Source organism: Actinospineispora eucalypti, assembly GCF_039543365.1.
In the GTDB taxonomy this organism is placed as follows: Bacteria; Actinomycetota; Actinomycetes; order Mycobacteriales; family Pseudonocardiaceae; genus Pseudonocardia; species Pseudonocardia eucalypti.
In genome coordinates this window covers 22,432-42,688 of record NZ_BAABJP010000001.1, presented here as the reverse complement: position 1 = coordinate 42,688, position 20,257 = coordinate 22,432, and the positions used below count along the sequence as shown (strand labels likewise).

The window sequence follows — 20,257 nt, the reverse complement described above, 5'->3', positions numbered from 1 at the left end:
TCGCTGTGCCTGAATTCCCGACTCGCTGTGCCTGAATTCCCGACTCGCTGTGCCTGGATTCCCGACTCGCAGGAGGAGAGGGTTAGGCGGTGGCGGGGAGGCGCTTGGCGGCGAGGCGCTCGGGGTCCGGCCAGCGGACGTCGTAGGCCCAGCCGAGCTTCTCGAACCAGCGGATGACCCGGGCGCTGGGGTCGATCTGGCCGCGCAGCGCGCCGTGCCGGGCGCAGGTCGGGTCGGCGTGGTGCAGGTTGTGCCAGGACTCGCCGAACGACAGGATGGCCAGCCACCACACGTTGCGCGACTGGTCACGCGAGCCGAACTGCTTGCGCCCGAACACGTGGCACACCGAGTTGATGGACCAGGTCACGTGGTGCAGCAGCGACACCCGGACCAGGCTGGCCCAGAAGAAGGCGCTCAGCGCGCCGGCCGGCGACCAGGTGACCAGGCCGCCGATCAGGCCGGGGAGCGTCATGGAAGTGGCGACCAGCCAGGAGAACGCGTCGTGCACCTTGCGCACCGCGCGGTCGGCCATCAGGTCGGGGGCGTAGCGCTGGCGGTTGGTGCGCTCCTTCTCGAACAGCCAACCCACGTGCGCGTAGAACAGGCCCTTGATCAGGGCCTTCCAGTCGTTGCCGTAGCGCCACGGCGAGTGCGGGTCGCCGGCCGCGTCGGAGTACTTGTGGTGGCGCCGGTGGGTGGCCACCCAGTCGATCACGCCCATCTCCAGCGACAGGCTGCCGGCCACGGCCAGGCCCACGCGCAGCGGCTTCTTGGCCTTGAACGAGCCGTGGGTGAAGTAGCGGTGGAAGCCGACCGTGACGCCCAGGCCGGAGACGATGTAGAACACCGCGAACAGCGTCACGTCCACCCAGCTGAGCCAGCCCAGCGACCAGGCCAACGGCGCCGCGGCCAGAACCGCCAGGAACGGTAGGACCACGAACACCACCAGCAACACGCGTTCGACCGCGCTCTTGGGTTCGGGCTCGAGTTCCGCTCGGGCGGTCTTCTCGGGAGAGGCGGGCGCTGTGGTCATTTGCGTCCTCTGCTGGGGGCCGGATTACTGAGGGTGACCTTACGCAAAAGTGTAGGGAGCAAGGTAGAGCCCGGACAATGAATAGCGTCCGCGCTCACCTCGACGAGTCGCGTCAAGATCGTCAAAATTCTCAGTCGAAGCAGAGGTCCAGGGTCGGCGGCAGCACCCCCTCCAGCTCGAGCAACCAGCGCTTGGTGGGCAGCCCGCCGCCGAACCCGCCCAGCCCGTCGGCGGCGAGCACCCGGTGGCACGGCACGATCAGCGGAACCGGATTGGCGCCCATGATCGAGCCGACTCGGCGGGCGGCGTGATAGGCCAGCTTGGCGTCCCGGTAGGCGCCGCTGCGCTCGGCCAGCTCGCCGTAGGTGGTGGTCTTCCCGTAGGCGACCGTGTCGTAGAGGGTGCGCAGCACGGTCAGTTGGTCGCCGTTGGAGAGCCGCCAGTCGATCGGCGCGTCGAAGGTGCGGCGCTTGCCGGCCAGGTAGTCGGCCAGCTCGGCGTGGGCGGCCGAGGTGCGGCCCGGACTGGACTCCCGCTCGGCGTGCAGGCCGAGCCGGCGCGCCGACTCCTCGACCTGACGGCGCGCGCCCGGCCCGGAGCCGAAGGTGATCAGCGCGACGCCCGCCTCGGTGACCGCGAGCAGCAGCGAGTCGACCGGCGGCGGCGCGGACACCTCGGTGTAGGCCAGCCACATGGGGCCATTCTGGCCCGGGGGTCCGACAGGTTTCGAGCGGAGGTCAGGCGCCGTCCAGCAGGCGCAGGTCCGGCGGCACCAGCGTGGTCGACTGGAGCAGCTCGACCAGCAGGTTGTGGTTCAGCGCGTTGCCCACCGGCTCGCCGACCTCGTCCCGGGTCAGCCCCCGCACCGCGTGCTCGACCAGCCGCCGGCGCACCGCGCTGACCACGTGCTCGGCCCGCTTCGCGGTCCAGTTCTCCTCCGGGTGCAGCGCGGCGAGGTCCTCCGCGACCAGCGTCCAGGACAGCGGTTGCGGGAACGCCTCGTGCCGCAGGTAGCGCTGGCCGAGCGCGACCAGCACCAACCGCTCGCGCTCGTTCAGGTCCCAGGTCGGCTGCATCAGGGTGTCCTCGTCGGCGGTCGCCGAGCTGGACTCCTGCTTGCCGGCGACCCGCACCTCGAGCAGGTGCTCGCGGTCCCGGCCGGACCGGATGAACAGCGGCGTGTACGCCACCGCCAACGGCTCCTCGTGCCCGGACAGCAGCAGGTGCGAACCGGGCATGCGGATCGGCACCCGGCCGGTGTTGGTGACCGTCCAGTGCCGGCCGTCGTGCCGGAGCAGACCGTGCTGCCGGCTCACCCCCCGGTCGCCGGCGCCGATGCACACGTGCACCTCGGGCTCGTTGCGGCCGAACAACACGTCCAGCTTGGTGCCCGGCTGCACGCTGATGCCGCCCCGGTCGCCCAACGCGAACAGCGTGCCCGGCCGGCACTGCGGCAGGCCGCGCGCCAGGCTGCCGGTGTGTGGTGGCAGCAGCTTGACGCCGGGCGCGGACGCGGTGCTCATGGCATCCATCATGTACCGAAGCATCGCGCGACGCCGCCGGGAGCGTTCCCGGAACACACGCCCGGGGCAGCGGTGGACCGGATGTGCGGGTGACCGGGCGTCGGCCCGGGCGGCCGGGTGTCGGTTCGCGGCCGTCGGGTCGTGCGGGCCGGGGTGTCGGTTCGCCGGCCGAAATCGGGTCGGTTGCCGGCTCGTGCGCCGGCGGGCCCGGGTGCGGGAGTCAGGCGATGAGGGTCGGCTGGCCGGTCACCTCCCGGGGGGTGGGCGGCAGGGCGACGACGGTGGTTCTCGGCGGGTTCAGCGTCGCGCGCAGCGCGGTCAGCGCGCCGGCGATGGCCCGCCGTTCGGCGTCGGTCAGTTCCTCGCGGGCCTCGGCGCGCAGCGTGGCATCGATCGTGGCGATGCGGCGCGCGGCGTCGCGCGGGCCGGTCAGCAGCCGCCCGTGGGGGCGGCCGGTGACCTCGGCCAGGTCGTTCAGCCGGGAGTCGAGCTCCCAGGCGAAGCGGTGCAGGGGCAGGGTTCCGGCGGCGTAGGAGTCGATGGTTTCGCGCAGACCGTCGGTGACGAACCTGCGCAGCACGAACCGCGTAGGGGAGGTCATCGGAGTCATCCAGTCCAGTACCAGGGACGTTCCGCGGGCATGCGGGCACGACCAGGAGAAATACGCTCGAACTGGCCTCCGCGGTCACTTCACACCGAGACCCACAGTGCCCGGGCCGGAGCAAAGGCGGACGTAGACACACCGATGCTCGTTCGCCGAGCGAACGAAACCTTACCCGCCGGCCCGCCGGCAAACCAGCGGAACCGGGCTACCCACACGGGTGATCAGGCCACCAGGACCGTCTTGACCGCACAATCGAGCCGGTGCTCGCGCAGTGCGTCGGGGGCATCGGCGAAACCGGCGACGTTCGTGGTGACCAGCTCGGGGCGCAGCCGCCCGTCGGCCATCAGGGCCAGCACCCCGGGGATGAGGGCGCGGACGTGGCTGCGGCCGATGTGCAGGGTCACGTTCCGCACGTAGCAGGCGGCCAGTGGCAGGCCGCCCCGGCGGTGCAGCGACCAGACACAGGTGCACACCCCGTCCGGCGCGGTGTGTCGCAACACCCGGCGCAGGCCGGCGGGCGTGCCGGTGGCGTCCACGGTGAGCGGGGCGGTCGGCCACTCCTTGGGCCGCCGGGGATCGAGGGCCCGCAGCCCGAGCTCGCCGGCCAGCCGCCGCACCTCGGCGCGCCCGTCCACCACGCTGATCCGGCGGGCGCCGAGGGCGCGCGCGACCAGCCCCGCGTACAACGGGGTGCTGGAGGTGAGCGGGTCGTCGCGGGTGAGCCGGCCGACGATGAGCACCTCGGCGTCGGGGTCGTGGGCGAGCAGCGCGGGAAGGTGCGGCGCGACCTGGCGGTAGGCGTCGCTCACGTTGTCGGCCACGCCGGCGGCGGCCGCCGGGTCGAGCCCGTCCGGCAGCGGCACCAGCATGGCGTCGGCGAACGGGACGGCCAGCCGGTCGGCCAGCGCGCCGCCCCACAGCCCGCCGGCCAGCCCGAAGCCGTACATCGACGCCGGCGGTACCGAGGTGCAGCTGCCCTGGTTGCCACGCCGGCACGCGGCGCACTCGCCGCAGCTGATCTGGAACGGCACCACCACCCGCTGGCCGACCCGCACCGAGCCGACCAGCTCGCCGACTTCGAGCACCTCCCCGACGCACTCGTGGCCGAGGTGCAGGGGCAGCGGGAACGGCGTGCGGCCGAGCATCATGGCCCGATCCAGGTCGCAGGTCGCCACGGCCAGTGGTCGGACCACAGCCGCCATCGGACCAGGACGTCCGGGCGCCGGCACGGACCGCCAGCGCACGTCCCCGCCCGGCGACACGATCAGCCCGCGCATGGTCTCCCGGTCACGCGAACGCCACTGACCACGCGAACGCCACTGACCACGCGAACGCCACTGACCACGCGAACGCCACTGACCACGCGAACGCCACTGACCACGCGAACGCTGCTGGTCACGCGAACGCCCCTGACTGCGGGAAGGCCACTGGTCGCGCGAACGCCACCGGCTGCGCACGGCGTCCGCGATGCGGGCCGTTCGCGCCGGCACGTCCCGCTGTACGGCCAGTGCGCCCGCCGTCAGCGCGTTCGGGGTGAGCAGCGCGGCGTAGTGCAGCAGTGCGCTCCTCGGCCGTACCGCCGCCACGGCAGCCACCTTCCAATTTGGGAACCATGTGGTTCCCATTCTGAAACGGGAACCATGGGGTGTCAATATGGCCTTCGTGCAACCACCCTCCCGCCCGTACCGGGGCACCGCCGCCGAACAGCGGGTGATCGAGCGACGCGAGCGGTTGGTCGGCGCCGGGATCGACGTTTTCGGCCGCACCGGTTACCGCGCCGCCACCGTCCGAGCCATCTGCGCGCGGGCCGGGCTGACCAAGCGCTACTTCTACGAGTCGTTCACCGACAGTGAGGAGCTGCTGCTCACCTGTTACGAACGGGCCGCCGACGAGATCCACGGCGCGATGGTGCGCGCGGTGGCCGAGGCGCCGGCCGAGCTGGCCGCCCAGCTGCGCGCCGCACTGGCCGGGTACTTCGGTGCGATCGACGCCGACCAGCGCCTGGCCCGCATCACCCTGCTGGAGATCCTCGGGGTGAGCCGGGCCGTGGACGCCGCCTACCAGGCGCAGACCGAGCGGTTCGCCAGCTCGGTGGAGGTGCTCGCGGCCGAGGCGTTCGCCGCCAGCGGGCTGCCGCCGGTCCAGCGCCACCTGATCGCCCAGGGCATCATCGGCGCGATCACCACCGTCGCCGCGCAGTGGCTGCTCACCGACCGGTCCACGCCGACGGAGCAGCTCGTGGAAGCGTCCGACGTACTCGTGCTGGCCGTACTGCGGCGGCTGCGCGCCGGCTGACCGCGCGATCGTGCCGGGTCCGGATGTCACGGATTTCCGCGGCGAATCGTCCCAGGTTCGAAGGCGGTAACCCGAAGACGAGGAGACGCCTGGACACTGGACGCTGGCGACCTGACCCCCGGCTGACGCATCCCGACGGCCCCGCGCTCCCGAGATCTACCTGAGCGGGGTCAAGACCTTGATCAAAGCCCGGTGAGGTAGATGTCGACCGACTAGGCGCGCTGGTGTGATCCTCGTTTTAGCTGGTCAGCGGTTGAGACGAGCTTGTTCCAGGCGGTGCCGATGGGGCAGGTCACGCCGGTGCCGCCGAGGCCGCAGTAGCCGTTCGGGACTTTCGCGAGGTACTGCTGGTGGTGAGCCTCGGCGTAGTAGAAGTCGCGCAGCGGGGCGATTTCGGTGGTGATGGTGCCGCGGCCGGCGGCTTTCAGTGCGTGCTGGTATGCGTCGCGGCTGGCTTCGACGGCGTTGCGTTGCGCCTCGTCGGTGTAGTAGATGGCCGAGCGGTACTGGGTGCCGACGTCGTTGCCCTGGCGCATGCCCTGCGTCGGGTCGTGGCCTTCCCAGAACAGCTTGAGCACGTCGTCGAGGGTGATCTCGGCGGGGTCGAAGACCACCCGGACCACTTCGGTGTGGCCGGTCAGGCCGGAGCACACCTCTTCGTAGCTGGGGTTGGGGGTGTAGCCCCCGGCGTAGCCGACGGCGGTGGAGTAGATGCCCTCCGCCTGCCAGAACCGTCTTTCCGCGCCCCAGAAGCAGCCCATCCCGACGACCAGGCTGACCAGTCCCTCGTCGTGATCGCTGAACGGGGGCTTCATCCGGTGCCCGTTGACGTAGTGCCGACACGGCACCTGGAGGGGTTCGGCCCGCCCGGGGAGCGCCCGGTCTGCGTCGACCATTCGCGTCTTCTCACGCCGAAACCAGCCCATGGGACGCCAGGCTACGCGTTGGTAGCCCAGATCACAGCCCGAGGCGTATTACAGTTCGCTGGCCAACGGCACCTCGGCGAGTGCCGGGGAGCAGAGCCAGGCGCGCAGGGTCTGCGTGGCGTGCACGTCGTCGGCGTTGTAGTGCAGCAGGCGTTGCCGCTGGGCCGGGTCGGGCGCGTCGCCGTCCATGCCGACCGCCGCGCGGTACCAGCGCATGGAGTTCTCGCCCCCGGCCTCCGGGTCGCGCCAGCGGAACCCGGCGACCGGGGCCACCCGCTTGAGGCCCTTGCCGTGCGCGCACAGGAACCACTCGCTGACCACGGCGAACAGGTCCACCCACGAGTCCGACTCGACGAAGGCGGTGATCTCCTCGCGGGGCGGGATGCCGGGGCGGCCGGCGAACCGGTCGGCCGAGGCGTACAGCCAGCGGTTCTCCGCCTGCTCGTTGTAGCAGTATGCGGCGAAGCTCAGCCCGTGCTCGGTGCACCGCGCGCGCAGGTTGCGCAGCCAACCCCAGAACTCGGCGAACGAGCGGGCCTCGTCCACCGTGGGTACCGGCTCCCAGGTGGCGAACGCGCGGTACCCGGGAGCCTCGCCGACCAGGTCGGCCAGCTCATCGCCGCCGGGCGTGGTGAGCAGGCAGCCCCACAGGTAGGCGCCGGACTCGCCGAAGCTCTCCATGTCGACGTCCAGCTCGATGTCCGCGCGTGGCACCTTCACCTCGGCCACCCGGCGGACCAGCGACAGGTCGCGGCGGTGGGCCCGGGCCAGCGCGACCGCGTCGGGGAAGGGCGTGCCGTGCAGCGGCACCGGGGGCTCGGCGGCGGGGTCCATGGCGGCCAGCGCGGCGACGGTGGCGATGCCGGCCTCGCGCAGCGCGTTGGCGTCCTCGCCGCGCAGCACCAGGCTGATGTCCCCCCGGTTGGCCAGCACCGGCTCGCAGGTCGGCCACCACTGGCAGTGCCGGCACTCGGTGATCCGGGACGGCTGGGCCAGCGCCTCCAGCCGCTCGGCGGCGGCGGCGGCCACGGCCAGCCGGTCGGTGAACCGGGCGTCGTACTCGTCCAGCGTGCTGCGCCCGCCCGGCCAGCTCGGGCCGGACAGGTCGTGCCAGACCACCACGTCGGCGTCCAGCCCGATCACCCCGCCCAGCGCGGGTCCCCGCGCGGTGGCCCGTCCGAGGTCGCCCAGCATCCGGGTGAGGTGGGCGAGGCGCAGCTGGTCGCGGGTGTGCGAGCGGGCGCGGCGTTCCGGGTCGGGCGCGGCCAGCTCACCGTGCGGCCGGTCGATCGGGCCGGTGAGCGCGCCGGAGCCCGGGTCGGTGACCCGGTGGCGGACCACGATCAGCGGCCGGTACCCGCCGTCCTCGGCGCGCACCAGCAGGTCGGCGTCGCCGACCCGGCCGCGTTCGGCGTCCATCGGCAGCACCGCGTTCCAGATGTACGCGGCGCCGGCCTCCAGCGCCTCCCGGGTGGCGTGCGCGCGTTCCCGGTGGCTGCCTTCCGGGATGCTCACCCAGCCCTCGGCAAGCCCGGCGGACATCCGCTCGCCCAGCTCGCGGCGGTGCGTCCGGGCGTCCGAGCGGCGCTGCTCGAGTGCCGGGTCGGCCTGGGCGCGCGGCGAGCTGACCGCGTCCGGGTCGTGGTCCAGGTGCACCCGCCGACGGCAGCGGACCACGGCGGACGCGTCCAGCGCCACCCGACCCGCAATCACCGTCATACCCCGCAGCCTAGAGTCCCACCCTGACAATTTGCCGGGCAGAGCGTCGACCCCGCGCGTCCGGGGGGTTACGCACGGTTCCCTCGTGACCCGGCGAGCGGCCATTTTACGCGACGCATAACGTTCTCGCGAACTCTGCCGTCGCACTGCCCGGCGCGCGGCTCAGCCGATGAAGCCGTTGGCGCGGAGGAAGTCGCCGGCCACCTGGTCGGGGGATTGGCCCTCCAGGTCGACCCGGCCGTTCAGCTCGATCATGACCGGCTCGGTGAGCTTGGCGCCCAGTGCCTGGCCGAGGCGGCCCAGGTCGGGGTGCGCGCGGAAGGTCTCCTCGCGCATGGTCAGCGCGGCCAGCTGGGTGGCGGTGAACGTCTTGTCGTCGCGCAGCACGGTCAGGTTGAGGCTGCGCAGGCGGGAGTCGGTGGTGGTCACCTCGGCGAAGTTGCAGGGGCTGCCCTTGGCCACGTTGACGTAGTCCAGCGCCAGTGCGTTCTCGTGGGTGTTCTCCGGCTCGAAGCGCACGTCGTAGACCCGCTGCATGGTCTCGAACTCGCGGTTCATGAACTCCGATGCGCCGCAGAAGGTGCCCTCGTCCGGGTTCTCCCGGACGAACCGGGCCATGTCGGACATCGTGTGCACGGCCGCCAGCGCGCCGTCGGCGTTGCTCCGCCGGGCCACCGCGTACGCGTCGCCGAACGCGGCCGGGCCGACCCAGCGCACCTGGTTGCGCGCCAGATCCTCGCCGGCGGTGGCCTGGAACTGCTGGTTCGCCTCGCCGAGCAGGTCGGTGTGCTTGAGGTACTGGGTCCAGCCGGTGCCGGCGTAGTCCCAGTACATGTCGATCGCCCTGGTCTGCAGCGCGACCCGCACGGTGGCCGATCCGGACAGCTTGGTCTGGTCGACCACCTCGGCGCCGGCCGCGCGCATCGCGTAGATGATGATCTTGCCGAGCAGCACGTTCTCGGTGAACTCCTTGGAGCCCACGGTGAACCTCGCGCCGGCCAGCCGGTAGTCCTTGGCGATCGAGCCGCCGGTCAGCTGCTGGGGCGACGGCCCGTGCTCCACCGCGGCGCCGCAGCCGGCCAGTCCCAGCGCGAGCAGCAACGCGGTCAGTAGCGCGGTGACGTTGCGCATACGACCCCTCTCAGAGCCCTCGGGGGCGCAGGTAGTTCTCCGCCAGTTCGGCCAGCCAGTCCACGAACAGGGCCAGCACCGCCACCAACAGGCTGCCGGTGACCAGCACCAGGGTCCGGTTCGAGGCGATGCCGTTGGAGATCACGTCGCCCAGCCCGCCCGCGCCGATGAAGGTGGCCAGCGCGACCGTGCCGACGGTGATCACCAGCGCGGTGCGTACGCCGGCCAGGATGACCGGCACGGCCAGCGGGAGCTCCACGCGGAACAGGGTGGAGCGCCGGGTCATGCCCATGCCCAGCGCCGCCTCCACCACCGCGCGGTCCACCTGGTGCAGCCCGACCATGGTGTTGCGCAGCACCGGCAACAACCCGTAGATCACGAAGGTGGTCACCGCGATGGTGCTCACCCCCACGGTGACCAGCCACACGCCGAACAGCACCAGCAGCCCGAAGGACGGGATGGCCTGGCCGATGTTGACCACCACCAGCACCGGACCGGCGACGGCCCGCGCGCCCGGGCGGGTCAGCGCGATGCCCAGCGGGATGGCGATGGCCAGGATGATCGCGGCGGTGATCACGGTCAGCTCGAGGTGGGTCAGGGTGCGGCTGGCCAGGTAGGCGGCGTTCAGGCTGCGCGCCTCGATGGCGTCCAGCGGGCGGGCGCGCACGTACAGCCACAGCACCAGCAGCACTGCGGCCAGCACCAGTGGGGTGACGACGCGGCGCAGGGTCATTTCCCGCTCGAGCCGTTCGCCGCCGGAGCCTCGGGTGCGGAGTGGATCAGCCCCCGGACCGTCTCGATGTCCAGCACGCCCCGGTAGCGGCCCTCCTCGTCGACCACCACGGTGGCCGAGCGGTTGGACGAGAGCATCCCGTCCAGCGCGTCGAACAGCGTGTCCTCCGGCCGGATCTCGGCGTTCACCGGCACGCCCTTGCTGAGCATGGTGGTGTCGGTGCTGGCCACCATGGACGGCACCCAGCCGATCGGCCGGCGCGCGTCGTCCAGCAGGATCGCCCAGCCCTGCTTGGACTCCCGGGCGATGGCCAGGATCCGGCGCGGGTCGGTGCTGGCCGCGACGGCCGGCCAGCGCGGCACGGCGGCGTCCTTGACCCGGGTCAGCGACAGCCGCCTGATCGAAGCCCCGCGCCCGACGAAGTCGGCGACGAACTCGTCCGCCGGGTCGGAGAGGATGCGCTCCGGGGTGTCGTACTGGGCGACCACCGCGCCGGTGTTCAGGATGGCGATCCGGTCCCCCATCTTGATCGCCTCGTCGATGTCGTGGGTAACGAAGATGATCGTCTTGCGGATGTCCCCCTGCAGCTTGAGGAACTCGTTCTGCAGGTTCTCCCGCTGTACCGGGTCGATCGCGCCGAACGGCTCGTCCATCAGCATCACCGGCGGGTCGGCGCCGAGCGCGCGGGCCACCCCGACCCGCTGCTGCTGCCCGCCGGACAGCTGCTTGGGGTAGCGCTGGGCGAACTCGCCCGGGTCCAGCCCGACCAGGGTGAGCAGCTGGTCCACCCGCTCCGCGATCCGGCCCCGGTCCCAGCCGAGCATCTTGGGCACGGTGGCGATGTTCTCCGCGATGGTCATGTGCGGGAAGAGGCCGCCCTGCTGGATCACGTAGCCGATCCGCCGGCGCAGCTGGTCCGGGTTCACCGAGGTGACGTCCTCGCCCTGCATCACGATGCGCCCGGAGCTGGGCTCGATCAACCGGTTGACCAGCTTCATCGTGGTGGTCTTGCCGCAGCCCGAGGGGCCGACGAACACCACGATCTCGCCGGCCGCGATGTTCATGGTCAGCTCGGTGACCGCCGGCCGGTCCTGGCCCGGGTAGTGCTTGGTCAGCTGGTCCAGCTCGATCATGTTCTCGGTCATCGCAGGCCCCTCGACGTGGTCAGGCGGCTGAGCAGGACAAATGCCAGGTCGAACAGGAGGGCCAGCACGATGATGCCGAGGATCCCCTCGAGCGTGAGGTAGATGGCGAAGGGCGTGCCGGCCACGTCCAGCCCGGTCAGGATCAGCCGGCCGAGCCCGGGGCCGCCGACCGTCGCGGCGATCGCGGCGATGCCCAGCAGCAGCTGCGCCGACACCCGCATGCCGGTCACGATCACCGGCCAGGCCAGCGGCAGGTCCACCCGGCGCAGCCGCAGGTTGGCGTCCATGCCCATGCCGATGGCGGACTCGCTGACCGCCGGGTTCACGTTGCGCAGCCCGACTATGGCGTTGCGCAGGATCGGCAGCATCGCGTAGAGCGTCAGCGCCACCACGGCCGGCGTCGCGCCCAGCCCGAGCGGGGCGATGAGCAGGCCGAACAGCGCGTAGGACGGGATGGTCAGGAACACCCCGGCGGCGGCCAGCACGACGCCGCGCGGCAGGTCCGTGCGGTAGGTGACCACGGCCAGCGGAATGCAGATCGCCGTGGCCAGCGCCAGGGACACCAGCACCAGCACGGCGTGTTCGAGGGTGGCGGCCAGCAGTTCCGGCCAGTTGCCCGCCACGTACTCCGCGAACCCCATCGGTCACCCCCTCGCGGAGTTACTGCGTAGGTACGTAATTGCGTCGTTGCGTACTTGCGTCGTTGTTGCGCGGGCGGAACGCTCAGTTTGGCGGGCCGGCGCGGTTCGCGCTACCGCTGGTGCATGCTCGGCAACTTCGACCACCTGCGGGCAATCGGTTTCTGTTGCCGTTGCGGATACGCCAACCGGGGTTGCGGATGGACCACGTGGCGGCTGAGCATTTCGACTCATGACGGGGTCGTCGGTGCCCGCGCGAGAGGCGTCCACCAGCCTCAACCGCGCGATTGCGATCTTGAAGGTGCTCGGCACGGCCGAGGGCGCACGGGACGGGGTCGGGGTGGTCCGGATCGCCCGGTTGATCGACAGGGAGAAGAGCCAGGTCTCCCGCACGCTGAAGACGTTGGCCGAGGCCGGGTTCGTGGTGCGCGATCCGCGCACGCTGCGCTACCGGCTGGGCTGGCAGCTGTTCACGCTGGCGGTGAGTGCGACGCAGCAGCACCTCACGTCGCTGGCCCCGCACCTGCTGCGCCAGCTGGTGGCCAACGTGGGCGAGTGCGCGCACCTGTCGGTGCTGGACGGCGGCGCGGTGCTGACGGTGCTCTCGGAGAGCCCGCCCCGCACCGAGCAGGCCATCCAGGCCGAGGAGTGGGTCGGCCGGGTCGCCCCGGTGCACTGCACCTCGGCCGGCGGCGCGCTGCTGCTGGACCACACCGAGGCGCAGACCCGCTCGCTGCTGGCCGGTCAGCCGGAGATGGACGCGAAGCTGGCCGCGCTGCTGGACCGGGTGCGGCTGGCCCGCCGGCGCGGCTACGCCACGGTGAACGAGGACTTCGAGCCGGGCCTGGTGGCGGTCGCCGCACCGGTCCGGGACTACCGGGGCGAGATCGTCGGAGCGTTGAACATCTCGGCGCCGAAGTTCCGCCTCGGCCGCGCGCTGGCCGCCGCCGGCCGGGAGGTCAGGGCGGCGGCCGACGGCCTGACCAGGGCGCTCGCCGCCCACGCCACCAACCGGAGGATCTCGTGACGTCGCTGCCCATGCCGTTCTTCTCCAGCGGGTTGCGGCTGGACGCGGACCTGCACGTTCCCGCCTCGGGGACCGGGCCGTTCCCGGTGGTGCTGGTGTGCTCCGGCTACCAGGGTCAGAAGATCATCCACCCGGAACGGTTCGCCCGGCTGCTCAACCCGCGCGGGTACGCCGTGCTGGCGTTCGACTACCGGGGCTTCGGGCTGTCCGAGGGCGAACGCGGGCGGCTGGTGCCACAGGAGTGGGTGGAGGACGTGCGGGCGGGGGTGGACCGGTTGGCCACCGTCGAGGTTGTGGACAACTCCCGGCTGGCCCTGGTCGGCTGGGGACTGGGCGGCGGGGTGGTGGTGACCGAGGCGGCCGACGACCCCCGGGTCCGGGCGGTGGCCTGCCTGAACGGCATGGCGGACGGCGCCCGCGCCACCCGGCAGATGCACGACCAGACGTCCTGGGCCAGCCTGCTGCGCCGGATCGAGACGGACCGGGCCCGGCGCGCGGTGCACGGCCGTTCGGAGATCACCGCGCCGTGGGACATCATCCGGCTCAACCGGGACGGCCGCACCGACGGCTACGTCGGCCGCGAGCTGTACAAGGCGCCCGGGTTCGGCACCGGGGTGACCCTGGAGTCGGCCGAGGCGCTGCTCCGGTTCGCGCCGGAGCGGGTGGTGCACCGGATCGCGCCCCGCCCGCTGCTGATCGTGCACGGGGCGGAGAATGAGCTGCACCAGCCGGTGGAGGCGCAGGCGCTCTACCGGCGGGCCGGCGAGCCCAAGCGGCTGGAGCTGCTGCCCGGCCGGGGCCACACCGAGTGGATGTTCGACGACGACCCCACGTTCCGCGGGGTGGTCGAGCTGCTGGACGGGTTCCTGGCCGACGCGTTCGGTTTGCCGGTCGGAGCGGAAGGGGTACGGAGGTAGCGTGCGCATCACCCTGGCCCAAGTGGACGTGCGGCTCGGCGACCTGGAAGCCAACCTGGCGACCGCCGAGCGGGTGATCGACGAGGCGCTGGAGCAGGACACCGACCTGATCGTCTTCCCGGAGCTGCACATCAGCGGCTACACGGTGGGCGAGGTGGACGCCGACCTGTCCATGGAGCCGGAGGACTCGCGCCTGATCGCGCTGTCCAAGCGGGCCGGCCGGGCCGGCGTGCTGCTCGGCTTCGTGGAGGCCGGGCGGGGCATCCACACCTACAACAGCGCGGGCCACTACGTGGACGGTTCGTTGCTCCACCTGCACCGGAAGCTTTACCTGCCCACGTACGCGGGCTTCGAGGAGCGCAAGTACTTCACCCCCGGGCCGTCGCTGCGCGCCTACGACACCCCGCACGGGCGGATGGCCACGATGATCTGCAACGACGCCTGGCAGCCGCCGCTGGCGTTCATCGCCACCCAGGACGGCGCGCGCGTGCTGCTGGTGCCCACCGCGTCCGCGCAGTCGAACTTTCCTGATCGTTACGACTCCACCAGCTACTGGCATGGGATAACGCGGTTCTACGGGCGCATGTTCCAGTTGTACGTGGTATTCGTGAACCGGGTCGGGGACGAGAGCGGCCTGCGGTTCTGGGGCGGCTCGCACATCATCGACCCGTGGGGCGACGTGCTCGCCGAGGCTCCGCTGCTGGCCGAGCAGGTGGTGACGGCCGAGGTCGACCTGGGCCAGGTGCGACGGCGGCGTCGGGAGATTCCGCTGGTCAAGGAGGCCCGGTTGGGGATGATCCAGCGTGAGGTGGCCCGGCTGGTCGACGAGGGCGGGGACCTCTAGCGCGGCGACTCGTGAGTGGCGAGCAATCGGCCGTCTCGCCACTCACGAGCGCCTTTGCGCATTCTCTTGTGAGGGGCCAGTACCGAGAGAACCCCTGAATTCCCTCGGGTCTGGTGTTACAAGAGTGGCGAGTGTTGCAGATCATTCCGGCACGCGCAATGGCTCTATGGTGCACTCGCTAGCGAGCGCGTGCCAGGGTTTACCGGAAATTGCTCAGCTTGAGGTTGCGGGGACGTTGAAGTTGAGCAGCTGCCCGGCCGAGGTGATCTCGGTGCGCGCGCAGTTGATCATCGAGGGGAACAGCCGGCGGTACTCCCGGGGCGGCGCGCCGAGCAGCCGGCACAGCCGCAGCCTGATCACCGTGCCGTGGGCGACCACCAGCACCCGGCCGTCCGGGTCGGCCTCGGCGATGTCGTCCAGGCTCTGCGTGAACCGCTCCAGTGCGCCCACCGGGTCCTCCCCGCCGGGCAGCGGGTTCGCCACCGGGTCCCGGTGGAACGCGTCCAGCGCGTCCGGGAACGCGGCGGCCATCTCCTCCGGGGTGAGCCCCTCGCCCCGGCCGAAGTCCAGCTCGCGCAGCCGGGCGTCCACCTTCACCGGCAGCCCGGTCACCTCGGCGCAGGCCTCGGCGGTGAGCCGGGCGCGCTGCAGGTCGGAGCTCCAGATACCGGTCAGCTCGGCGGTACGCGCCCACTCGGCGAGCTGCCGCGCCTGCGCCTCGCCGTTGGGTGTGAGCTCAACGTCCGAGCCCCCCGCATACCGGTTCCCCTCGGCCCAAACGGTTTCCCCATGCCGCGCCAGAACAAGAACGGTCACCCCCCAACCCTACGTCCCGACGCTCCCACCCCACCCCCGCGAGCCGGCCCCACTCCCCGTGTCGCGGGCCTCCGCACCCCGTGTCGCGGGCCTCCGCGCCCCGTGTCGCGGATTTCGACACCCTGTGTCGGTGCTCCGAACACCCTGTGTCGCGGGTTTCGGTGCATGGGGTCGGACCTGGCACACGCCGGCAACGTTCGCGGATGCCGCGGCTAGGGTGACGGCATGTTGCGGCGCAAGGGCGAGGGCGGAAACCGGCAGGTCTTCACCCCGGGTAATGCCAAACGGGCGATCGCGGTGGGCAAGGTGTTGGCACCCGCGTTGCTCCCGGTGGCTTTCCGGGCCGCCGGACTGGCCCGGGGGCTGTGGGACGAGCGGCGGGCGCGCCGCCTCGGCGTGGCGCCGGGGGACCTGAACCGGTTCTCCGGCAAGGGCGCCGGGCTGCACGCCAGGATCGCCGCGCTGGCCGGTTCGCTGATCGAGCTGCGGGCGACCGGGCGGGCGAACGAGTTCGTGCGCACCACCGAGGCGCGGCTGATCGACCTGTCCGCCGCCGTGCGGGCCGCCGAGTTCATGCCGACCGAACGCCGTCGCGCGGCCCATCGGGCCGTGGCCGGTGAGCTGGACCGCATCGAGCCGGCCCTACTTGACCTACTTGGTGTTAATTCACCACCCGTGAACTAAGGTTTCCGCGTGCGGCAGCTGACGAGTATCAGCTCGCCTCGGGTGGAGCCGAGTGGCGGGACCGCCCCGGCACGCCCGCTGCCGCACGATCATGGAACGGCTCGCGGGGTGTTGGCGGCCGCGCTGTGTGTGCCGCTGTCCGTGTTCGGGCACGCTGGCGCGGGCGGCGCGCTGCCCGACCTCGGTCTGCTGCTGGTGCTGGCCGCGCCGCTGACCGGGTTGCTCATCGCCGTCGCGCGCCGGCATCGCGGACCGCTGGCCATCCTGGTCACCCTGGCCGGCGCGCAGTTGGGCCTGCACGGGTTGCTGCAGCTGCTCGGTACCCACCACCACGCCTCGCCGTTCGACCCGGTGCTGATGGCCGGTGCGCACGCACTGGTCACCACGCTCACCGCGCTGGTGATGGCCGGCGCGGAGTCCGGGGCCGGCGCCGTGGCGGGCGCGCTGCGCTGGTTGCTCGCCCGGGTCCGGCCGATCCCGTTGACCTGGTCGGCAACGTGCGCCGACGGCCCGGTCGGGGCGCTGGTCGTTCGGGCCGGCCCGCCGCACACCCGGTTGCGGGACGCGGCTTTCCGGCGGCACCGGCGGCGCGGTCCGCCCGCCCGGGGTCACTGAACCCATCTCACCCCCGAAACTTTTCAACCCAGACAGGAACCGATCAGTGATGCCCAAAATCAGACGCGCGGCGCTCGTGCTCACCGGTGCCGCCGCGCTCGCCCTGATCCCGAACGGCGTGGCGTTCGCGCACGTCACGGCCAACGCGGAGGGCGCGGCGAAGGGCGGCTACGCGAGCGTCGTCTTCCAGGTGCCCACCGAGTCGCCGACCGCCGGCACGGTGAAGGTGGAGATCACCGTGCCCACCGACGAGCCGATCACGTCCGCCCGCACCGTGCCGGTCCCCGGGTGGACCGCGAAGGTGACCAAGGTGGCGCTCAACCCGCCGGCGCAGCGGGACGGCTCCACCGTGAGCGAGGCCGTGCGCACCATCACCTGGACGGCGCAGCCGGGCACCCGGATCGGCCCGGACGAGTTTGCCCAGTTCACCGCCCGGTTGGGGCCGCTGCCGGAGAAGGCCGACCAGCTGGTGCTGCCGGCCGCGCAGACCTACGACGACGGCAAGGTGGTCAACTGGGACCAGCCGCAACCGGCCGGCGGCGATGAGCCCGAGCACCCGGCGCCGGCGATCAAGCTGGCCGCGTCCACCGGCGGCGAGCACGGTCACGGGGCGCACGGCGCCACCGACCCGTCCGCCGCGCACGCCGGGGATTCCACGGCCGCGGCTGTGGACAACACCGCGCGCTGGCTGGGCGGTATCGGCCTGGTGCTCGGCGCGCTCGGACTCGGGCTGGGCGTCGGCGCGGTCCTGCGCATCCGCCGGAGCCAGGGCTGATGCGGGGGTTCGGCCGCCGTATTGCCGGCCCGCTGCTCGGCCTGCTCGGCATCGCGGCGCTGCTTGTGGGCGGCGCGGGTGCCGCGCTCGCGCACAACGTGCTGGTGAGTAGCGACCCGCCGGACGGCGCCCAGCTGGCCACCGGGCCGAGCCAGTTGACGCTGCGCTTCGACCTGCCGGTGAAGGAGTCGTTCAGCACGGTGACCGTGGTCGGCCCGGACGGCAAGCACTTCGAGGCGGCGCCGGCGCAGGTGTCCGGCAACTCGGTGCAGGTGGCGGTGCGCCCACTGGGGCCGGCCGGGCAGTACCGGGTGGGGTATCGGATCGTGTCCGACGACGGCCACCCGGTGAGCGGCGCGATCTCCTTCACGCTCACCCAGGCGGGCCCCGGGCAGGGTGTTTCCGCTGATCAGGCGCCGGGTGCGAGCGGAGAGGCGCCGGCCGCGTCGGACGACCAGGCGGGCTCCGGGGGCATCCCGGCCTGGCCGTGGATCCTCGGCGGCGTGCTGCTGGTCGGAGCCGGCGCGGTGGTCGCGCTGCGGGTCGGCCGGGACAGCTGAACCTCGGCCGAACCGGCCCGCCCGACCGGACCGTCCGGCGTTCCGACCAGACGCCGGACGGTCCGGTCGCGAGTGCGGCGAGTGACAGATGAGGCCGCTGAAATGACCGAGTGGGTGGGCGAGCAGAATTTGTGTGATCCCTCACCGGAGAGGGGGCATGGTCTTGAGACATATGCGTAGTTCGCTATATGTTTATTAGGGCAACCTTGGTTCGGTGTGAAGGGAGGTGCGGATGGGACACGGACATGGGCACGGGGTGACCAGCGCCTCCGGCCGGTACCTCCGCCCGCTCGCGCTGTCCTTCGGGGTACTGGCGCTGTTCGCGGCGCTGGAGGTGGTGGTCGGGCTGATCACCGGCTCGCTGGCGCTGCTCTCCGACGCCGCGCACATGGTCACCGACGTGATCGGCGTGGGCATGGCGCTGGCCACGGTGCTCCTGGTCAACCGCCGCAAGGCCAACACCCGGCACACCTTCGGGCTCTACCGGGCGGAGGTGCTCGCCGCGCTGGGCAACGCCGTGCTGCTGGTGGGCGTGGCGGGTTACGTGCTGGTCGAGGCGGTGCAGCGGTTCGCCAACCCGCCGGAGGTGGCCGGCCTTCCGGTGCTGCTGACCGCCGCCGCCGGGCTGGCCGCCAACCTGGTTTCCTTCTTCGCGCTGCGCGCCGGCGCCAAGGAGAGCCTGAACGTGCGCGGCGCCTACCTGGAAGTGCTCTCGGACACCGTCGGCTCGCTGGGCGTGATCGTCGGCGCGGTGCTGATGCTGGCCTTCGGCTGGCACTGGGTGGACCCGGTGGTGGCGATCGGGGTCGGCCTGTTCATCCTGCCGCGCACCGTCAAGCTGGGCCTGCAGGCGCTGCGCATCCTGGTGCAGAGCACGCCCGGCCACCTCGACCCCGTAGTGGTCACCGAGGCGCTGACCTCGCTGGACGGCGTCCGGGAGGCGCACGACGTGCACCTGTGGACGCTCACCTCCGGCATGGAGGTCGCCTCGGCGCACCTCACCGCCGCGCCGGACGCCGACCCGACCTCGGTGCTCAACCGGGCGCAGACGCTGCTGGCCGAGCGGTTCGGGCTCGAGCACGTGACCGTTCAGGTGGAGCTGGCCGGCTCCGGCGCGCGTTGTCGCAACCCGCGCTGGTGACCCGGCTCAGCCCCAGATCTCCTCGGCGGTCTCCACCACCAGCCGCAGCTTGGCCGCCTGCTCCTCCTCGGTGAGTGCGTTGCCCTCGACGGTGGAGGAGAACCCGCACTGCGGGGAAAGGCACAGCTGGTCCAGGGGCAGGTAGCGCGCCGCCTCGTCCACCCGGCGTTTCAGCTGGTCCTTGGACTCCAGCTGGCCGCGCTTGGTGGTGACCAGGCCGAGCACCACCCGCTTGCCCGGCGGCACGAACCGCAGCGGGGCGAAGCCGCCGGACCGCTCGTCGTCGAACTCGCAGAAGAACCCGTCCACGGCCAGCTCGCCGAACAGCGCCTCGGCCACGAAGTCGTAACCGCCCTCGGCGGCCCAGGCGGAGCGGTAGTTGCCCCGGCACATGTGCGTGGTCACCCGCATGCCGGCCGGGCGGCCGGCCAGTGCCGCGTTGATCGTCTGAATGTAGCGCAGGTGCTGGTGTTCGGCGTCCTCGCCCTTGGCGGTCTGCGCGGCGCGCTGCGCGGGATCGTTCAGGTAGGCCAGGCTGGTGTCGTCGAACTGCAGGTACCGGCAGCCCAGCTCGCCCAGCGCGCGCACCTCGTCGGCGTACGCGGCGGCCAGGTCGGACCAGAACTGTTCGACGCTCGGGTACACCGTTCGATCGATCGCGGCGGTCCCGCCCCGGTAGTGCACCATGCTCGGCGACGGCACGGTCAGCTTCGGCACCGCCGTGGTGGTCCGCCCGGCGAGGAAGCGGAAGTCGTCGCCGAAGATGGTGTGGGCCAGCCGCACCGGCGAGCGCACCGCCAGCCCGGCCGAGGTGAACGCGGTCTCCCCCTCGGCGTTGCGCATGCGCACCTGGATCTGCTCGTCGGTGCGCTCGATGCCGCCGAGCTGGTAGATGAAGTCCATGTGCCAGGAGGTGCGCCGGAACTCCCCGTCGGTGGCCGCGCGCAGGCCCAGCCGCTCCTGCTTCGCCACCACCTCGGTGATCGCCTCGTCCTCGCGTTCGCGCAGCTCGTCGGCGGAGATCTGCCCGCTCGCGTGTGCGGCCCGGGCGGCGAGCAGGCCAGGCGGGCGGAGCAGGCTGCCGACGTGGTCGGCCCGGAACGGTGGTTCGGTCAGCGCTGACATGCCTGG

The 20,257-nt window shown here is 72.0% G+C and carries 22 protein-coding genes; 9 read left to right on the top strand and 13 right to left on the bottom strand.

All coding sequences use genetic code 11. From position 1 onward, the window contains the following. Positions 1-82: 82 nt before the first annotated feature. From ABEB12_RS00215 to ABEB12_RS00195, 5 genes are all read right to left on the bottom strand, one after another. Positions 83-1,033 carry a fatty acid desaturase gene (locus tag ABEB12_RS00215; protein WP_185058364.1) on the bottom strand — a complete coding sequence of 317 codons (951 nt, stop codon included), beginning with the start codon at positions 1,031-1,033 and terminating at the stop codon, positions 83-85. 130 nt (positions 1,034-1,163) lie between these two features. After that, on the bottom strand, positions 1,164-1,727 hold the full coding sequence (locus ABEB12_RS00210; protein ID WP_185058363.1) for a methylated-DNA--[protein]-cysteine S-methyltransferase: 564 nt from the start codon (positions 1,725-1,727) through the stop codon (positions 1,164-1,166). A 43-nt stretch (positions 1,728-1,770) separates the two neighbouring features. After that, positions 1,771-2,556 (bottom strand): FHA domain-containing protein, encoded by a 786-nt coding sequence (locus ABEB12_RS00205; RefSeq protein WP_221497506.1) that lies wholly within the window; start codon positions 2,554-2,556, stop codon positions 1,771-1,773. Between the two features lie 220 nt (positions 2,557-2,776). After that, complete coding sequence (locus tag ABEB12_RS00200; protein WP_185058362.1) at positions 2,777-3,157, bottom strand: hypothetical protein; 381 nt, start codon at positions 3,155-3,157, stop codon at positions 2,777-2,779. 224 nt (positions 3,158-3,381) lie between these two features. Further along, positions 3,382-4,746 carry an alcohol dehydrogenase catalytic domain-containing protein gene (locus tag ABEB12_RS00195; RefSeq protein WP_221497505.1) on the bottom strand — a complete coding sequence of 455 codons (1,365 nt, stop codon included), beginning with the start codon at positions 4,744-4,746 and terminating at the stop codon, positions 3,382-3,384. A gap of 67 nt (positions 4,747-4,813) precedes the next feature. Here ABEB12_RS00195 and ABEB12_RS00190 point away from each other — a divergent pair, with 67 nt between their 5' ends. Then, the gene (locus ABEB12_RS00190) at positions 4,814-5,455 is read left to right on the top strand and encodes a TetR family transcriptional regulator (RefSeq protein ID WP_185058361.1); all 642 of its coding nucleotides are present in this window, start codon (positions 4,814-4,816) and stop codon (positions 5,453-5,455) included. A gap of 212 nt (positions 5,456-5,667) precedes the next feature. Here the strand turns inward: ABEB12_RS00190 and msrA are convergent, their stop codons facing one another. From msrA to ABEB12_RS00160, 6 genes are all read right to left on the bottom strand, one after another. After that, positions 5,668-6,351: a peptide-methionine (S)-S-oxide reductase MsrA gene (gene msrA, locus ABEB12_RS00185; RefSeq protein ID WP_425572171.1), complete on the bottom strand. Its 684-nt coding sequence runs from the start codon at positions 6,349-6,351 to the stop codon at positions 5,668-5,670. 78 nt (positions 6,352-6,429) lie between these two features. Further along, positions 6,430-8,100: a TM0106 family RecB-like putative nuclease gene (locus ABEB12_RS00180; RefSeq protein WP_221497504.1), complete on the bottom strand. Its 1,671-nt coding sequence runs from the start codon at positions 8,098-8,100 to the stop codon at positions 6,430-6,432. A gap of 162 nt (positions 8,101-8,262) precedes the next feature. Further along, the gene (locus ABEB12_RS00175; protein WP_185058359.1) at positions 8,263-9,231 is read right to left on the bottom strand and encodes a glycine betaine ABC transporter substrate-binding protein; all 969 of its coding nucleotides are present in this window, start codon (positions 9,229-9,231) and stop codon (positions 8,263-8,265) included. A gap of 10 nt (positions 9,232-9,241) precedes the next feature. After that, complete coding sequence (locus tag ABEB12_RS00170) at positions 9,242-9,964, bottom strand: ABC transporter permease subunit (RefSeq protein ID WP_185058358.1); 723 nt, start codon at positions 9,962-9,964, stop codon at positions 9,242-9,244. Further along, on the bottom strand, positions 9,961-11,109 hold the full coding sequence (locus ABEB12_RS00165) for a betaine/proline/choline family ABC transporter ATP-binding protein (RefSeq protein ID WP_185058357.1): 1,149 nt from the start codon (positions 11,107-11,109) through the stop codon (positions 9,961-9,963). The genes ABEB12_RS00170 and ABEB12_RS00165 overlap by 4 nt, the downstream gene beginning before the upstream one ends. Further along, the gene (locus ABEB12_RS00160) at positions 11,106-11,750 is read right to left on the bottom strand and encodes an ABC transporter permease subunit (RefSeq protein ID WP_185058356.1); all 645 of its coding nucleotides are present in this window, start codon (positions 11,748-11,750) and stop codon (positions 11,106-11,108) included. Before ABEB12_RS00160 ends, ABEB12_RS00165 begins: the two co-directional genes overlap by 4 nt. 229 nt (positions 11,751-11,979) lie before the next feature. On the opposite strand from ABEB12_RS00160, the gene ABEB12_RS00155 reads away from it, so the two are divergent. The 3 genes from ABEB12_RS00155 to ABEB12_RS00145 are packed head-to-tail and all read left to right on the top strand — an operon-like array spanning position 11,980 to position 14,535. Further along, positions 11,980-12,774 (top strand): IclR family transcriptional regulator domain-containing protein, encoded by a 795-nt coding sequence (locus ABEB12_RS00155; protein ID WP_185058355.1) that lies wholly within the window; start codon positions 11,980-11,982, stop codon positions 12,772-12,774. Then, entirely contained in the window at positions 12,771-13,691 is a 921-nt protein-coding gene (locus ABEB12_RS00150) for an alpha/beta fold hydrolase (RefSeq protein WP_185058354.1), read from the top strand. The genes ABEB12_RS00155 and ABEB12_RS00150 overlap by 4 nt, the downstream gene beginning before the upstream one ends. A gap of 1 nt (position 13,692) precedes the next feature. Continuing rightward, positions 13,693-14,535 carry a nitrilase-related carbon-nitrogen hydrolase gene (locus tag ABEB12_RS00145; RefSeq protein WP_185058353.1) on the top strand — a complete coding sequence of 281 codons (843 nt, stop codon included), beginning with the start codon at positions 13,693-13,695 and terminating at the stop codon, positions 14,533-14,535. A 213-nt stretch (positions 14,536-14,748) separates the two neighbouring features. Here the strand turns inward: ABEB12_RS00145 and ABEB12_RS00140 are convergent, their stop codons facing one another. After that, complete coding sequence (locus ABEB12_RS00140; RefSeq protein ID WP_185058352.1) at positions 14,749-15,351, bottom strand: histidine phosphatase family protein; 603 nt, start codon at positions 15,349-15,351, stop codon at positions 14,749-14,751. 225 nt (positions 15,352-15,576) lie between these two features. Between ABEB12_RS00140 and ABEB12_RS00135 the strand changes: the two genes are divergently transcribed. The 5 genes from ABEB12_RS00135 to ABEB12_RS00115 all read left to right on the top strand — a co-directional run bounded on the left by ABEB12_RS00135 (position 15,577) and on the right by ABEB12_RS00115 (position 19,126). After that, a complete protein-coding gene (locus ABEB12_RS00135) occupies positions 15,577-16,035 on the top strand; it encodes a DUF6474 family protein (protein WP_185058351.1) in 459 nt (152 codons plus the stop codon). Between the two features lie 9 nt (positions 16,036-16,044). Further along, the gene (locus ABEB12_RS00130) at positions 16,045-16,650 is read left to right on the top strand and encodes a hypothetical protein (RefSeq protein WP_185058350.1); all 606 of its coding nucleotides are present in this window, start codon (positions 16,045-16,047) and stop codon (positions 16,648-16,650) included. Positions 16,651-16,699: 49 nt separating this feature from the next. Continuing rightward, entirely contained in the window at positions 16,700-17,425 is a 726-nt protein-coding gene (locus ABEB12_RS00125; RefSeq protein ID WP_185058349.1) for a DUF1775 domain-containing protein, read from the top strand. Continuing rightward, a complete protein-coding gene (locus tag ABEB12_RS00120; RefSeq protein ID WP_185058348.1) occupies positions 17,425-17,985 on the top strand; it encodes a copper resistance protein CopC in 561 nt (186 codons plus the stop codon). Before ABEB12_RS00125 ends, ABEB12_RS00120 begins: the two co-directional genes overlap by 1 nt. Before the next feature lie 232 nt (positions 17,986-18,217). Beyond that, a complete protein-coding gene (locus ABEB12_RS00115; RefSeq protein WP_185058347.1) occupies positions 18,218-19,126 on the top strand; it encodes a cation diffusion facilitator family transporter in 909 nt (302 codons plus the stop codon). Positions 19,127-19,132: 6 nt separating this feature from the next. Here the strand turns inward: ABEB12_RS00115 and ABEB12_RS00110 are convergent, their stop codons facing one another. Further along, positions 19,133-20,251 carry a 5-methyltetrahydropteroyltriglutamate--homocysteine S-methyltransferase gene (locus ABEB12_RS00110; RefSeq protein WP_185058346.1) on the bottom strand — a complete coding sequence of 373 codons (1,119 nt, stop codon included), beginning with the start codon at positions 20,249-20,251 and terminating at the stop codon, positions 19,133-19,135. Positions 20,252-20,257 lie beyond the last annotated feature (6 nt).

Coding starts and splice junctions, on each gene's coding strand:
- msrA (WP_425572171.1), bottom strand. CDS start 6,351: ATGGTCGACGCAGACCGGGCGCTCCCCGGGCGGGCCGAACCCCTCCAG.
- ABEB12_RS00190 (WP_185058361.1), top strand. CDS start 4,814: ATGGCCTTCGTGCAACCACCCTCCCGCCCGTACCGGGGCACCGCCGCC.
- ABEB12_RS00125 (WP_185058349.1), top strand. CDS start 16,700: ATGCCCAAAATCAGACGCGCGGCGCTCGTGCTCACCGGTGCCGCCGCG.
- ABEB12_RS00155 (WP_185058355.1), top strand. CDS start 11,980: ATGACGGGGTCGTCGGTGCCCGCGCGAGAGGCGTCCACCAGCCTCAAC.
- ABEB12_RS00120 (WP_185058348.1), top strand. CDS start 17,425: ATGCGGGGGTTCGGCCGCCGTATTGCCGGCCCGCTGCTCGGCCTGCTC.
- ABEB12_RS00165 (WP_185058357.1), bottom strand. CDS start 11,109: ATGACCGAGAACATGATCGAGCTGGACCAGCTGACCAAGCACTACCCG.
- ABEB12_RS00180 (WP_221497504.1), bottom strand. CDS start 8,100: ATGACGGTGATTGCGGGTCGGGTGGCGCTGGACGCGTCCGCCGTGGTC.
- ABEB12_RS00170 (WP_185058358.1), bottom strand. CDS start 9,964: ATGACCCTGCGCCGCGTCGTCACCCCACTGGTGCTGGCCGCAGTGCTG.
- ABEB12_RS00205 (WP_221497506.1), bottom strand. CDS start 2,556: ATGAGCACCGCGTCCGCGCCCGGCGTCAAGCTGCTGCCACCACACACC.
- ABEB12_RS00160 (WP_185058356.1), bottom strand. CDS start 11,750: ATGGGGTTCGCGGAGTACGTGGCGGGCAACTGGCCGGAACTGCTGGCC.
- ABEB12_RS00200 (WP_185058362.1), bottom strand. CDS start 3,157: ATGACCTCCCCTACGCGGTTCGTGCTGCGCAGGTTCGTCACCGACGGT.
- ABEB12_RS00110 (WP_185058346.1), bottom strand. CDS start 20,251: ATGTCAGCGCTGACCGAACCACCGTTCCGGGCCGACCACGTCGGCAGC.
- ABEB12_RS00115 (WP_185058347.1), top strand. CDS start 18,218: ATGGGACACGGACATGGGCACGGGGTGACCAGCGCCTCCGGCCGGTAC.
- ABEB12_RS00135 (WP_185058351.1), top strand. CDS start 15,577: ATGTTGCGGCGCAAGGGCGAGGGCGGAAACCGGCAGGTCTTCACCCCG.
- ABEB12_RS00215 (WP_185058364.1), bottom strand. CDS start 1,033: ATGACCACAGCGCCCGCCTCTCCCGAGAAGACCGCCCGAGCGGAACTC.
- ABEB12_RS00175 (WP_185058359.1), bottom strand. CDS start 9,231: ATGCGCAACGTCACCGCGCTACTGACCGCGTTGCTGCTCGCGCTGGGA.
- ABEB12_RS00210 (WP_185058363.1), bottom strand. CDS start 1,727: ATGTGGCTGGCCTACACCGAGGTGTCCGCGCCGCCGCCGGTCGACTCG.